General features: G+C 43.9%; 13 protein-coding genes. All 13 read right to left on the reverse strand.

The features are described from left to right. Nucleotides 1–287: 287 nt before the first annotated feature. Nucleotides 288–1,148: a phosphatidylinositol-specific phospholipase C/glycerophosphodiester phosphodiesterase family protein gene (locus tag F1379_RS13230; RefSeq protein WP_150270351.1), complete on the reverse strand. Its 861-nt coding sequence runs from the start codon at nucleotides 1,146–1,148 to the stop codon at nucleotides 288–290. A 90-nt stretch (nucleotides 1,149–1,238) separates the two neighbouring features. Next, nucleotides 1,239–2,639, reverse strand: a complete 1,401-nt coding sequence (locus F1379_RS13235; RefSeq protein ID WP_150270353.1) for an undecaprenyl-phosphate glucose phosphotransferase — start codon at nucleotides 2,637–2,639, stop codon at nucleotides 1,239–1,241. Continuing rightward, nucleotides 2,636–3,589 carry a glycosyltransferase family 2 protein gene (locus F1379_RS13240; protein ID WP_150270355.1) on the reverse strand — a complete coding sequence of 318 codons (954 nt, stop codon included), beginning with the start codon at nucleotides 3,587–3,589 and terminating at the stop codon, nucleotides 2,636–2,638. Before F1379_RS13240 ends, F1379_RS13235 begins: the two co-directional genes overlap by 4 nt. A gap of 273 nt (nucleotides 3,590–3,862) precedes the next feature. After that, nucleotides 3,863–4,957: a glycosyltransferase family 2 protein gene (locus F1379_RS13245; protein WP_239004662.1), complete on the reverse strand. Its 1,095-nt coding sequence runs from the start codon at nucleotides 4,955–4,957 to the stop codon at nucleotides 3,863–3,865. Nucleotides 4,958–5,108: 151 nt separating this feature from the next. Continuing rightward, the gene (gene rfbD, locus F1379_RS13250; RefSeq protein WP_150270667.1) at nucleotides 5,109–5,969 is read right to left on the reverse strand and encodes a dTDP-4-dehydrorhamnose reductase; all 861 of its coding nucleotides are present in this window, start codon (nucleotides 5,967–5,969) and stop codon (nucleotides 5,109–5,111) included. An 8-nt stretch (nucleotides 5,970–5,977) separates the two neighbouring features. Continuing rightward, nucleotides 5,978–7,000, reverse strand: coding sequence for a dTDP-glucose 4,6-dehydratase (gene rfbB, locus F1379_RS13255; protein WP_150270357.1), 1,023 nt, complete (start codon nucleotides 6,998–7,000; stop codon nucleotides 5,978–5,980). 315 nt (nucleotides 7,001–7,315) lie between these two features. Next, nucleotides 7,316–8,137: a glycosyltransferase family 2 protein gene (locus F1379_RS13260; RefSeq protein WP_150270359.1), complete on the reverse strand. Its 822-nt coding sequence runs from the start codon at nucleotides 8,135–8,137 to the stop codon at nucleotides 7,316–7,318. A 19-nt stretch (nucleotides 8,138–8,156) separates the two neighbouring features. Further along, entirely contained in the window at nucleotides 8,157–8,969 is an 813-nt protein-coding gene (locus tag F1379_RS13265; RefSeq protein ID WP_150270361.1) for a sugar phosphate isomerase/epimerase family protein, read from the reverse strand. Beyond that, a complete protein-coding gene (locus F1379_RS13270; RefSeq protein ID WP_150270364.1) occupies nucleotides 8,966–9,739 on the reverse strand; it encodes an NAD-dependent epimerase/dehydratase family protein in 774 nt (257 codons plus the stop codon). Before F1379_RS13270 ends, F1379_RS13265 begins: the two co-directional genes overlap by 4 nt. A gap of 15 nt (nucleotides 9,740–9,754) precedes the next feature. Beyond that, nucleotides 9,755–10,729: a glycosyltransferase gene (locus F1379_RS13275; RefSeq protein WP_150270366.1), complete on the reverse strand. Its 975-nt coding sequence runs from the start codon at nucleotides 10,727–10,729 to the stop codon at nucleotides 9,755–9,757. Then, on the reverse strand, nucleotides 10,726–11,838 hold the full coding sequence (locus tag F1379_RS13280; RefSeq protein WP_150270367.1) for an FAD-dependent oxidoreductase: 1,113 nt from the start codon (nucleotides 11,836–11,838) through the stop codon (nucleotides 10,726–10,728). Before F1379_RS13280 ends, F1379_RS13275 begins: the two co-directional genes overlap by 4 nt. A 16-nt stretch (nucleotides 11,839–11,854) precedes the next feature. Beyond that, entirely contained in the window at nucleotides 11,855–12,202 is a 348-nt protein-coding gene (locus tag F1379_RS13285; RefSeq protein ID WP_150270369.1) for a DMT family transporter, read from the reverse strand. Nucleotides 12,203–12,255: 53 nt separating this feature from the next. Continuing rightward, the gene (locus F1379_RS13290; protein WP_150270371.1) at nucleotides 12,256–14,376 is read right to left on the reverse strand and encodes a DUF6020 family protein; all 2,121 of its coding nucleotides are present in this window, start codon (nucleotides 14,374–14,376) and stop codon (nucleotides 12,256–12,258) included. Nucleotides 14,377–14,398 lie beyond the last annotated feature (22 nt).

The raw sequence follows: 14,398 nt of genomic DNA on the forward strand, positions 1-14,398 counted from the left end.
TTTTTCGCTTTTTTATATTCACATACAGTGTATTTGGAGCCCAGCAAAATCACAGAATAAGCTACAGAGATGCACTTCACTTTGTGGGGATATAAATCGGGGCCCCCGCACAGTATTCGGATAACGCTACAGCGTTTCGCTTCACTTTGTGGGGCATCTGTGGGGGTCCCCGCAAAGTACCCGGAATACGCTACAGAGATGCACTTCACTTTGTGGGGTTATAAATCGGGGCCCCCGCAAAGTACTCGGAATAAGCTACAGAGGATCGCTTCACTTTGTGGGGATATTCAGCGTATACCCGGGTAACCTGCAAGCTCATCCTCCGGCACAAAATCGGTATAAAACCCGTCTACCCCAAGCCGCGACAGCTTGACAATCTCCTTCTGATCGTTGACCGTATGCACATAGATCCGGGCACCGGCCTGCTTAAGCTGGCGCACGAAGCTTTTGCTGGCTTTAGTGACAGGCATCGTGATGTCTACGCCGGTCTCTTTTACAAAATCAACAACCTGTTCCTCACTGTCCCGCGACTGATAAAGCGTATATATAATTTCGGGAAACTCATGCACCTTGTTCACCATATCCAGCATATCCCGGCTGTAAATCTGCGGCACAATACGCGCCAGCAGTGCAGGATCACGGCTCTCCGCGGCTTCCACAATCAGCTCAAACTGCCGGGTCACCAGCTCCGGCTTCAGCTCCTTCGTATCCGTGACTATATAGGCGTCGGGGTAGGCCCCCAGCAAATCCATGAGCTTATCAATATCGACCGGCGAGTATAAATCCAGAATCGGACTGTCCATAAAATCACTGTAGGTCAGAACGGCCCCCTGCTTAGCCGCAGGAAGGACCGTCAGCTGGCCCAGCAGCTTGCTCATGTTACCGGTCCACTCATGGCGGGCAACCAGCTTGTCATCGGCGCTCAGCAGCAAATCCGCTTCAAACACCCGGGTTCCCATCTCATAATTGGCGATAAACGCTTCATAGCTGTTCGTGTAGGTGTATCCGTTAATGCCGCCCAAAGCATGGGCAATCACTTTGTATGCAGCAAACCCGGTCTCCGGCTCTTTCCTGCCGCTCAGGGCGAAGACAAACAGCAGCGCTATTGCACATATCATCATCACGACGGCCAGCATTCTTTTTTTCATATCTGCAGATTCCTTTACACAGTTGGTAGTAGAAAAAGAAAAAACGGCTGTGCCCTTGTTCAAGGTTGGCAACCGTTTGGATGAATGAGTTCAATACGCATTTTTGAAGCCGTTGCGGATGGTCTTGAAGATGATCCGGATATCAAACAGCAGCGACCAATTCTCGATATAGAATATATCGTGCTTGATCCGCTCCTCGATTGAAGTGTCGCCGCGCAGCCCGTTGCTCTGCGCCCAGCCGGTAATCCCCGGCCGCACGTGATGCTTGACCATATATTTGGGGATCTCTTCACGGAACTGCTGCACATAAAAGGGACGCTCCGGACGGGGACCCACCACGCTCATCTGGCCAAACAGTACATTAAAGAACTGCGGCAGCTCATCAAGACTGGTGCGGCGGATAAAGCTGCCAAACCGGGTGCGGCGCGGGTCCTGCGGCGTGCTCCAGCCGGTGTCCTCTTCGCCGTCCTGCTGCATCCGCATAGAGCGGAATTTATACATCATGAAATTATGACGGTTCAGGCCGACCCGCTCCTGTTTGAAAATAATCGGACCCGGAGAGGTCAGACGCACACCAAGCGCGACCAGCAGCATCACCGGTGACATCATAATAATTGCAAATAAGGAGAAAATAATATCGAACGCCCGCTTGGCGACTTTGTTGCCCGTCATATCCAGCGGAATATCGCGTACATTAATCATCGGCATTCCGGCGAAGTTATCGAAGTACGGCCGGGCCGGCAGATAGTCGAAAAAGTCGGGAATAATCAGCGTGCGCACACCGGCTTTCTCACAAGCAGCGATAATCGCCGGATACTTGGAGTGTGCGTCGAGCGGAAGTGCCAGAATGACCTCATCCACCGGCAGCATCTCCAGCATTCCTTCCAGCTCATCAACCTTGCCGAGAATCGGCTTGTAACGCTGCGCCTCAATTCCGTCCCACCTATGATAGTCATCCAGGAAGCCGATCGTTTCGTATCCCAGCTCCGGATACTGCACCAGATTGTTGTAGAACCGCTTGCCGAGTGTGCCCGCCCCGATGATCAGCACGAACTGGCGGTTGTAGCCTTTTTGGCGGAGTGATTTCAGCATCTTCTTCAGCACATAACGGTACAGCATGATGGACAGGACATTGAAGCCCATATAGATGGCCAGGTATTGGCGGGAAACGTCGATTTCCTTCAGGAAGAACATCAGACCGAGCAGAATAAAGATCGCCATGATGTGTACCTGGAATATTTTTAGAAACTCATCAACGAACCGCTTCTTGCGTTTAGGCAGGTACAGCGAAAGCAAGAATCCGATCATTACGGCTATAGCACCGTAGAGTAAGCTCCAGTATGCATACGATTCAACGGGCAGCGTGTTATAGGACTCCAGCCAGCCGCTTCTGAATTTCAGCCACCAGGCCGCCAGAAACGACAGCTGGATGACCAGGAAATCGGCCACCATATAGAGATTGGTCAGAAACTTCTGATTCCGGCGGATCATAATCTCACCTCGGTATTCGAATCTTGTCGACCGGTGTTCGTTCCGGTGCCAGAAAGACTTTGAGCCGGGGACGGGACCGCGCGTGGTGAAATCAAAGCGTTCTTGAGCAGTGAAAGTGCAAATTTGACGCCGACACCCGCATAGACTACTCCATTAATCATAATGTTATAACGGCCGGCATAATGCTTCCGGTGAAATAAAATCATCGCCCGGTGGAACTCATACACAATCTTGAACGGTCTGCGCCGGGCGCTTCCGCCCTTGAGATGGACGATCGACGTCCGCGGGTAATAATAAATGCCCCATCCGGCCTCCTTGATGCGGTAGCACCAGTCCAAGTCCTCCCCATACATAAAGAACTCCTCATCCAGCCCGCCAACCTGCTCCAGCGTCTCCCGCCGAACCAGCATAAAAGCCCCCACCAACGCGTCAATTGCATATTCCTGATCAGGGTCGAGGTAACCGAGCTGGTAGCCATTAAATCTGGGCTTATCCGGGAACAGTCTGCTGAAGCCGAATGCGTAATAGAAAGACGCCATTGGGGTTGGAAATCCACGTTTACAGGCTTTGTCGAGGGAGCCGTCCGGCAGAATGATTTTGCAGCCAGCCGCTCCAAGGTCGGGACGCCGGTCCATCAAGGCCACCATCGTCTCCAGCGTATCCTTCCGCACCACCGTATCGGAGTTAAGCAGCAATACATACCGGCCGGTTGACACTTCCATTCCCTGGTTATTGCCCTTGGCAAATCCGACATTCTCCGTGTTGGCGATCAGCCGCACATCCGGGAACTCCTGCCGGATCATCTCCACCGAGTTATCATGGGAGTTGTTGTCTATTAGAATAATTTCATAGGAAAAGCCTGTCTCCGAATCATAGACCGACCTGATACAATCCATCGTCAGGCGGCATGTGTTGTAATTGAGTATTAATATGCTTACATCTACACTCACTGCAATAACGCTCCTGACAAAATTAGTAATCTATCGACAACCATTATAACACAAAACCTCCCTCATAGGGACCGCCTATGAATGGGAGGTTTATGCAGAATGCAAGTGGATTAGGGAACAATAATGGAGCGGCTCGCTGATCCAGAGAATCCCTGTTGCGACACGCTCCCGACAATCTACCAGCCGAGAGTCTTACGCATAGCTCTTCCGGTAACCGTCTTAATGCATTCAACATTTCGGCTTATACTATATTTCTTTCGGCCCGTACTACAGCTACTTTTCCCGCTGCTTCACCCGCTTTTGAATATACCTCCGCTTCCGCCGCAGCTCCTTGCGCTGCGACCAAAAGGTCGTCCAGGCTTTGAGCAACTGCGGTTCCCTCAGGAGCATATAACCATTGGCGGCAATTTCGTACGGCAGCGAACATATGAGTGTAGGTAGAAGCGTACGCGCGGGTTCATTTTTATAGAGCATCTTGTAACGGTTAATATAGGAGATCCGCCGGATAAATAGCGCCTTGCCGCTGCGCCCCGCTGTCTTCCAGCCCCGCTCATGGTAGCCTACAGCTTCTGCATCGTAGAATGCGTTCCAGCCGAACAACTGCGCCCGCCAGGCAACATCCACATCTTCTTTATACGCAAAAAAATCTCCGTCAAAGAATTCATCCTCGACGCTGATATCCTCGATCATCCTCCGGGAATACATCGCCGCCGCTCCAGATACGCCAAACACAGTGCCCGAGTCCGGCCCCAGCGCCGCCGCTTCCCCCGCTCCCCGGTCAAACGCCCGCCGGGCCCGGTTCATCCGCAGCCCCGTACTGTCCAGCAGCGCCGGATTGGCTTTCAGGAGCAGCTTTCCCGTCGCACTGCCGATCCGCGAATCGGCTTCCATGACCGCAACCAGCCGTGATACATAATCAGGCGCCAGCTCCAAATCGGGATTAAGCACCAGCACGTAGTCCGTATCCGTGGCGGCAATCGCTTGATTGTGTGCGGGAGCGAAGCCGGTATTGATTGTATTTTCGATGAGGGTAAGCCCAGGGAGAGTAATGTAATGTCTCACTACCGGATGTTTCTCCATCAGCGGGTTCCCAGCCGATTCGTCTGAATTATGCCGCTCAGCCTTCGACAGTTGATCTCCTGTTTGGCTAATCATCGGCCCTTTCTGGAATGCTGCCTCTTGTTGCTGTGCTTCCATCCCGCGGTACCACTCACGTACTCTGTCCGCTGAGCCATCGGTTGAGGCGTTATCCACCACAACCATCCGCTCTATCGGGTAATCCTGGGCAACCACCGCCTGAAGACAATCTATAATGTCGTCCCCGCTGTTGTAGGTAACGATATGTACGCTGACCGCTTTCATGTTCATTAGTAACTCCGCATCTTTACAAGATTGGTAATTCTATTCGTCCATTATATCGAAAACATTGCGGGTCTGCTATGCATGGGTCTGTCAAAGCAAAACTCCCGTACCGTCAGTCGCGGTCCGGGAGTGATCTCATTACCTATTCGGCTAGTGTTTACTTCAATTCCAGCAAGAAATCCCGCAGACCTTCCCGCCATGGCCGGATATCCTGGAAACCATTCGTACGGATCGACAGATGCTCCATAACGGAATACTGCGGACGCGGCGCCGGACGCGGAAACTGTTCGGTCGTGCATGGCTCCAGCTTAGCGGTAAACTTAATTCCAAGAAGCTCCTCAGCTTCAGCAAAGATCGCCTGCGTAAACTCATACCAGGTGCAGGCTTCGCTGTTAGAGGCATGGTAGACTCCGTATTTCTCCGTTTGGATCAGCTCAAGTACAAAGCGGGCCAGATCAACGGTATAGGTCGGTGACCCCTTCTGATCGTCAACAACCTGGAGCAACGGCTTCTCCTGTCCCAGCTTCAGCATGGTCTTGACGAAATTGTTGCCGTATTTGCCGTACACCCAGGAAGTACGAACAATGAAGAATTTAGACGACAGCGACTGAACCAGAATCTCTCCGGCCCGTTTCGACTTGCCGTAAATGCTCTGCGGGTCTGTATTATCGTATTCGTGGTATGGCTTCGTACCCATGCCGTCGAATACATAATCGGTACTGATATATACCAGCTTCGCTCCGGCTTGCTCCGCAGCCAGTGCGACGTTTCGGCTTCCCGTGGCATTGATCAGATATGCGCCATCGATATCTGTCTCCGCGACATCTACTGCTGTGTGCGCAGCGCAATGAACTACGGCATCGGGCGCAAAGCCGCCAATTACTTCTTTGCACTGATCCAGATCGGTAATATCCATCTCCTGTCGGTCGCAGCCCATCACTTCATGACCCTGAGCAGTCAGCAGCAATACCAGGTCCTGACCCAACTGTCCCGCCGAACCGGTTACCAAAACCTTCAGCTTCGACATTACAGCGAATCCCCCAGACGGCTGCCGTATTGAAGCGCGGCATACTTCTGATATTCGCCGGATTGAATCCGCGTCCACCACTCCTGGTTGTCGAGATACCAGCGGATCGTTTCTTTGATGCCGGTCTCAAAGGTATGCTTTGGCTTCCAGCCCAGCTCACGCGTAATCTTCGTCGGATCAATGCCATAACGACGGTCATGTCCGGGGCGATCCTGGACATACGTAATGAGCGATTCCGGCTTGCCGAGCTCCTGCAGGATGGTCTTTACGATATGCACGTTGGTGCGCTCGTTGTTGCCTCCAATGTTGTAGACCTCGCCAATAACACCATTATGAATAACCAGATCAATGGCGCTGCAGTGGTCTTCAACGTACAACCAGTCACGGATATTAAGCCCGTCACCATACACAGGCAGAGCCCCGTCGTTTAGCGCACGCGAGATCATCAGCGGAATCAGCTTCTCCGGGAACTGATAAGGCCCGTAGTTATTCGAACAGCGTGTAATGTTCACCGGCAGACCGAAAGTCTCATGGTAGGCACGGACCAGCATATCGCCGCCCGCTTTGCTGGCGGAATACGGACTGTTCGGCGTGAGCGGCGTTTCCTCCGTAAACAATCCGGTGGCACCCAGCGTTCCATACACCTCATCGGTGGACACCTGCACAAACTTGGTCACGCTGTATTTCTTGGCTGCATCCAGAAGCACTTGCGTGCCCAGCACATTCGTCTTTACAAACACATCCGGCTCCAGAATACTCCGGTCCACATGCGACTCCGCCGCAAAATTGACCACCACATCCACACCCTGGCCAATCAGCTCATCCATCGCCTTTACATCGGTGATATCTGCTTTGACGAACGTATAGTTCGGGTGATTCTCCACCGACTTCAGATTCTCCAAATTGCCTGCATAAGTCAATGCATCCACATTGACAATTTGATAATCCGGGTGCTGCTGCAGCATGTATATTACGAAATTGCTGCCGATAAATCCGGCGCCGCCGGTGACGAGAAGTTTCATGGGATAACCACCTTTATAATAGAGTAAACCATCATACTGCCAATCTAGTCTGAGTACAGGATTATTTCATGATATGCTACGGTCATTCACAAGGGAATGTATTCGCTGAGATTAACTTTAAGCACAGCCCATATGCAGGCGAGCCGTGACGGACATCGACAATAACATCCTAAAAGAACACCGGACTGGACACGGATCAGCTTACCCCCAAAAAAACCGGTTGTCACAATGGACCACCGGTTCGAGTAAGCTTACGCTTTGAAGATCTAAAGGAGTGACTTTATAACTAAACTCCTAATTTATAGTTTTGCTATTTCAGAGGGATTGAGTATATTTATTATCTTGAACCGTTACATTGGGATTATACTTTTGGAGAGCCAAATCCAACAATATCCTCATTAGAAGTATATTCCCTTTTAAAGGACTGATCTTCGTAGGAACTTTACCTTTCGGATAGGCTCTTGTAACAGGAATCTCTATTACCTTAGAGCCTATTCTGGCGCTCCTCACAGATAAATATGCCAAGAGCTCATAAGTATTAAATACTTTTCTGAAGGGTTGAACTTTTTCATTTAACAATAGTTTTGCTGAATGTGCTCTAAAGCCATTCGTAGTATCCGTATAATGAAACCCTGCAATTAACGAGATTACTGGAGCATGAATCAGCTTAATTGCCCACTTTCGAGATAGTGGTGTATTGATTTCTTTTCCGCCCGGAACGTATCTGGAACCTTGCACAAAATCATAACCTTCATTGAGTTTCTGTATAAAAGCCGGGATCGATTCAATACTATCCTTGTTATTACCATCAACAGTCAGAACACCCTCATAACCTTGCTGAAGTGCGTATGCAAAGCCCATTCGAAGCTGTGCGCTTAATTTACCCATATCTTTTTTTACAAGGAGCGCCTTTATGCCCGCACTTCTTAGAAAATCCAAATCTAAAGAACCATCTGTGCTACCGCCGTCTAATATAATTATATCTATTTCCTTAGAAAAAGCAGACATCTTAGTTAACTGTTTCTGTATTTTTTCCCCTTCGTTAATAACAGGAACACATATACAGTATTGACTTTTAGCGTTATCATTCAGTTCAGTTGCTACATAATTAGGAACTTCCCAGTTTTCTTTGCTCATTGCCCAGTAGTCCCCCCAATTAATATAATTCACTCACAAAATTCAAAGCTCTTTTAACGCTTTCTATATTTGAAGGAAGTATTGCATTTTTCATTTCGATTGAGATGTAATTCTCATAATGTAACCCTTTTAATATTTTCGAAATTTCATGGTGATGATTATGTTTACCTGACCCTACTAACTCCAGATAAGGTTCACTGATATGGAAATGTGCTAAATACGGCAAACTTGCTTCAATTGATTCCGCAAAATTCTCTTCGTTCAGAATCAGTGCACCAGTATCCAAATGAAGCTGAAATCCGGGGTGATTCACTTCTTTGACTAGTTCTATTCCTTGCTGTGTATTTGTAACAAAGTCACAACCATACTGTTGTGGATTCGGTTCTATGCAGAACTTCAGATTATTATCTACAGCATACTGTCCTATTTCATAAAAAAAACCGCTGGCAATTGACAACTGTTCCGACTTACTCATACTTCTGGACAATCTATTTTTAGGAGAACCGAATACTACAGCTTTAATACCAAGTACTCCTGCCATTTCAATTATTTTTTTCAGATATTTCTTCATTTGGTTCCGAGCATTTTCATCTTCAAATAAAGTTAATTGGGGTTGCCCGAATAGAAGGGATTGCATGGCAACAATTTTAATTCCTTGATCTTTACATTTCAGACGATAGTCTAAAATCTCTTCCCTTGAACAATCAATAGGTGTACTCCATATTTTTGTTGGAGCAAATTCCAAAGCAGTTATATTATAAGCATTAAGTAATTGGAATACAGTATCATCTTCTTCTGCATTCCAAGCAATATTTGAGATGGAGAGGTTCATAATCTAGCCCTCTCTTTATTAACAAACTCGCTTATTTCCAATAAGATTTCTTTCTTGTTTTTAAAGTACCCTTGTCCATGTTCATTATAAAAGTGACTATACCGACTCTGCATATCATAAGATACAGGAGCATTATCCGTTTCATTATCAAATAATACAGACAATGAGGACTCTGCTACTTCCCTAGCGCTAACAGGCTCTGTTGTAAAGTTGACCAAGAATAGAGAATGCGAAAGGGCAAGTTTAATATCGCTCCACAATGACTCCAAATTATAAAACTGAAATACACTTTTATGATGTGTTAAATGAAGACAATTTGTATGAATAAGATCATAGATAAAGTTCTTTTTCAAACCCGGACCAAATAATCCTGGAAGTCTAACAACGAGATGGTTAGCAAATGTATCACGGACAAATTCCTCCAGGTAGAATCTGTGGCGGCCATAAGGGGCCACCTCTTCTGGGTTAATCTCTGTATTTTCATCTACTCCTCTAGGATCTTTATATACATCCACTGTAGATATAAGTATGAATTGCTTTGCACTAACTGTTTTCAAATAACCTTTAATGCTTTCTATATTTTTAAAATCTTCTTCAGGGTTTTGATTAGCCTTCCATTTGACCGCCGGAGCAGCGGCACAGACAATAAGATCATATTCTTTTCCTGTAATATCAGCAATATTTTTGGAATTATAGAGATCATTAAATGTAGTCTGTGCAAGTAAGGTGGAACCAACGTAACCAGTAAAACCAATTAAACAAGTTGACAAAGTATCCCCTCCCGATTAAACAGAATAATTATCTTTATTACGTTCAACCAATTGTAAATGTTGTCTTTTTTCTTTATACATTTCTACAGAGCTTGTACTATAAAATGGCCGGTTCTGAATCTCGGTTAGGATTCTAGAAATATACTCTCCAATAATTCCAAATATGAAGAATAGGCCTGCAAACCCAAATGAAATTAAAATCATTAGCGTAGTCCATCCTTCAACAACGGATTGATTGAAGAAATAGTTATAAAGAGCATAGGCCCCCATAAGCAAAGAGAATCCAAAGAAAGCAATAGTTAAATAATGAGCAGCCTTTAAGCCCGCATTTGAAAACGAGACCAGTGCATCGATCGCCAGCGATACATTTTCCCGAGTAACCTTTTTGCTTTTTCCCTTAGATACAGATTCATAGGTTACTATACTCTTTGAGTAACCTGTCAGCTCGTATAGAGCTTTACGATACCGCACTTTTTCTTTTAGGTTTAACATTGAATTAAGCGCCCGGCGGGTAACAAGACGAATAGTTTCAGTTTGCAAAGAAAGCTTCATGTAAGACAAATTATTTAGCATTTTGTAAAACATTTTAGATTTCCAGTCTGTCGATCCCGAAGTTGCAGCTACAATGTCAAACCCTTTTTGTGTTGAAGTCTGGAAAATTTCATAAAGCAGTTCTATCGGATAATCTACTGCAGCGGACTCTATTTCAAAAACAAAATCGCCCATAGATTTATTTAATCCAGCCATCATTGCATGTTCAACACCATGCTTTCTGGATAAATTAATAATAGTAGTATCCCCATGAATGAGTTTTATGGCTTCTCTGGCATTTGATAATGTAGCGTCTTGACTAAAATCATTGACAATGATCAGTTCATAACTTTTGAAGTGCCTGTCAAACAGCTGATCGAGTAAGATTAACGTCTGAGCCACAGTTGATTCATTGTTATGGACATAGAATACGACGGAAACAAAGACTTGCTCCTTCATAGTACATCCTCCAAATCATAAATAGTGTTGAATTTCCCTGAAAATACAGAGATAAATGATGGTGAATCTGAAAATTCTTTTATCACTGTCGGTCTCGAATCATCAAGTTCAGAAGCACTGATTAAAGCTTTAACAGCAAACAAGGAGCTTTCATACGTAACTGATATATCTGGAATTAAATACTTTTTTGCCAACTGATGCATCCTGTTCCAAGCGGATTGAGGTTTGGCAAAACATGTATTGCAATTCTGAAGCTGTTCTGATGAACAATCCTCACGAAAATCTTGGCATGCGAATTTAGGCAATGAATAATGGGACGATTCATGAGGTGTATGGCCTACTGAAGTAAGTGAATGATACCCGCTGACACCAAATGGCATTAGTGAGAAAAAAGGGCCATCCATCACCGTAATACCCACATTATTCACATTTTGTGATACCTTCGTCATAATTACTTCGCAAATTTCATATTTTGTTGTAAACAATTCGTAGTTAAATAACTTCAGGATCTGATTTATACTTGCATAAGTTGCGTTCAAGACCTTTTGAGCTGTCATAATCTCACCATCTTGAAAATGCAGTTTAAAATGAGTTTCCTCATTAAGTCCTTGTACTATTTTTTTGTTGTAATATATGTCTACATTTTTAAATTTCTTTAGCTCTTCGATATACCAGTTTCGAATTAAATTAGCATCATAGCTATATTCTACAGTTTCGTAAACAGCTTCCACTGTCCCCTTATTAAAATAGGGTCTGCTGCTCACCTCATTTGCAGGAATTTCAACATATTCACAAAATTTAAGGAATTGCTCAGCATTCGTCAGGGAGTCATTGGCGGATATTGCATAAATTTTCTTGAAACGATCATTTATAGAAAACGAAAAATCTCTGGAGAATCGCTCGTAATAACTTGCTGATTTGGCTGCAGTCGAGACACTCCTTGGATAATGGTACCCATTGTGAACCCTGGCTTGATTAATATAACTAGCCCTTTGTAGAGGACTATTATCAAATTCAATCACAGCTACCTTTAAGCCCTTACGGGCCAGCAGATTGGCAGCATATAAACCATAAATACCCGCACCAAAAATGACATAATCAAAATGCACTGCTTAAAACTCCCTCTCAGCGAAAAATGAAAAAGATCCCACATAATACCAGCAAAACCCCGAGTACCTTTGTTATCGTTAAAGGCTCATGAAAGAAAATAATTGAAGCAGAGAACAAGCCGACAATAGTCAATGCCTGTGCCCCTATGGAAATACGTCCCAGTTCTCCTTTGGATAAGGCAAATAAATACACAAAAAAACTTGCTCCATATATTATAGCACCCGACCATACATAAGGAGAGGAGGCTAGCCGAATAACATTACCAAAATTCATTCCCTTAATATCCACAATATTCAACCCATGTTTTAATACTAACTGTGCTGTTATATTAAACAGTACAGAAATAATAATTAGGTACCACAAATGAGCACTCCTCCCGATAACCGTTAAAAGAAATCAATTTGCATTTCACACTATTATTCAACATAATCTCTTTTAAATTTCACAAATGCCAATATTATTATTATCGGAGCTACCAACGTTACAGAGTAGAAGTATCGGGAATCTTGCGCTGGCGTAGATATCATTAAACCAGCTGCTTCAAATAACACTGGAGAACAAATTATCACAGCCTTAAGATCATTTCTTCTAATTAACAGACACCCGAAGATAATAACACAATATAGAAATAATGCGGGTCGCCAAAACATCCAACTGATATTACTTTTCTCAGTCAGTTGAACTACATCAATAATTTCGTTTCTTAGCGAAGGCAAATAATTTTGTTGAGTAATCCCAAAATTATTTTCATCTATGCCTCTATGAACAGTATACAGGTATCCATCAGCAGGCGTGTTCAACTGCCATATTAACGAGGTCATTGACATCCAATCCTTTATGGCGACCGCTGGATTCCTTTGTACCAAGTGAATCCAATGTTTCAAAAACTCCACTCTGTCCTGTATGATAGGCTCAGGATTTAACTTCGGATGAAAGAGAATATAATTTGCTGTGTATTTAGAATAATAACTGTCGCTTCCATTCCAGCTCTCCAAAGGAAGTATCTCCTTGAAATATTCCTCTTCTTCTCTGCTTAACGCAACATTCTCGTGAATCATTGTCCCTACTTGATGTAATTGAAGCGCAAGCGTAAAATGAGCCGGAGCAGGGGTAACCTCCATAACTTTAGAAATTGGCCCTTTAAAAAGAACAATTGATACAACAATGATCGATGCGATTAGCATATTTCTTTTCCAAAACTCTCTATAAAATAATAGAAGAACTGCAAGTACTCCAAACACGCTTGCTATTCCATTATGTCTAAGAAGACCTACAAATACCAACACAAAAACCATCAAGAACATGTTTCTATTTTTAAGCAGCCATTTGTAATTCGTCCGATAAACATTTATTAAAAAATTAACCAAAATAAGAGTGAATATTGCAAACGGAATGTCCTTCCATAGCGTTACAGACATCATTCCATTTACAGGGTTAAGAGCGTAATATAACATTAAAGGATATATTATAAATTTCCTAACCCCTAAAGTTTGCAATTTATACGCGGTTATCCCCATAGCAATAGACATTAAAAAAATTTGAAACAGTGTAATAATAGCTGGATAATTATATATTCTTGTAATAAACCATATTAATAATGTGTGAAAAAAGGGTTGCCAATTACTAAATTGCCCCGTCTGCGCCTGATTCCATTGAAACAGAGAGTCTGCACTCATATTCCCCGGAAAAAAAACTAAAAAATATACCGTATGCACAAACAGAAAGAAGGCAATGTAAATCCAAACTATTCTTTTGGCAGGGGGAGAACGATCCAAGCTTTTCTTAAATACCCAAGAAAGCAATGCAAAAATAAGAATGATCAATACAATTGAATTGATAACCATCAGTCCGACTTTCTCCAAATTTTTAATCGGATTGTTGGAAACATCAAAATGAAATGCTTTACTTATATCTTTGTTATTGTATAAATCGTATACCTTCGGTTCACCATTAAAAAGAACCTCTGCTTTCCCACTCCATGGGTGATGTTTAAAAGTAAGTGTTATTTCTGAACTAGCTTGTCCAGACCACATAAAGGTTGCACCTTGTTGAGCGGATTCAAGAGATCCATAAAGCGTTTGCCAGCCCTCATCAATAGTTACTTCATTTCCATTTATTATATCTTTTTCGATGCCATCAATTTCAAGTTGTTCAATCCAGACCTCCGACCCTTGAGATAGCTTATTTTTCTCTCCAAGAACCTTTACTATCACCTTTACATTTTCTTGTTGATTTGAGATACCTTGGATAAATATAGTTTTGTTCATTACGGTTGCTAAAGCAAGGCTTAAAAGGGCACTTAAAATCAATATAACTATTGAAGCCTTGCGGTTAAATCTAAAGCGGGTAAAATCCGACTTAAAAATAAAACAGAAAATCAAAAAAAATACAAAAAACAGAATTACTAATATAACAACATTCCATAAGTTATTAAGAGGGAAACTCTGATACAGAAAATTGAAAATAAATAAAGAAAAAAATAAGGATAGAATAGAAATTCCTATTTTCACATTCAAGCTTCCGCTGTCTGGTTTCACTCTTGGCCACCCTTTATAATAG

The sequence above is a fragment of the Paenibacillus tepidiphilus genome (assembly GCF_008635795.1).
Taxonomy (GTDB): Bacteria; Bacillota; Bacilli; order Paenibacillales; family Paenibacillaceae; genus Paenibacillus_AQ; species Paenibacillus_AQ tepidiphilus.

Coding starts and splice junctions, on each gene's coding strand:
- F1379_RS13230 (WP_150270351.1), bottom strand. CDS start 1,148: ATGAAAAAAAGAATGCTGGCCGTCGTGATGATGATATGTGCAATAGCG.
- F1379_RS13235 (WP_150270353.1), bottom strand. CDS start 2,639: ATGATCCGCCGGAATCAGAAGTTTCTGACCAATCTCTATATGGTGGCC.
- F1379_RS13245 (WP_239004662.1), bottom strand. CDS start 4,957: ATGAACATGAAAGCGGTCAGCGTACATATCGTTACCTACAACAGCGGG.
- rfbB (WP_150270357.1), bottom strand. CDS start 7,000: ATGAAACTTCTCGTCACCGGCGGCGCCGGATTTATCGGCAGCAATTTC.
- F1379_RS13260 (WP_150270359.1), bottom strand. CDS start 8,137: ATGAGCAAAGAAAACTGGGAAGTTCCTAATTATGTAGCAACTGAACTG.
- F1379_RS13265 (WP_150270361.1), bottom strand. CDS start 8,969: ATGAACCTCTCCATCTCAAATATTGCTTGGAATGCAGAAGAAGATGAT.
- F1379_RS13275 (WP_150270366.1), bottom strand. CDS start 10,729: ATGAAGGAGCAAGTCTTTGTTTCCGTCGTATTCTATGTCCATAACAAT.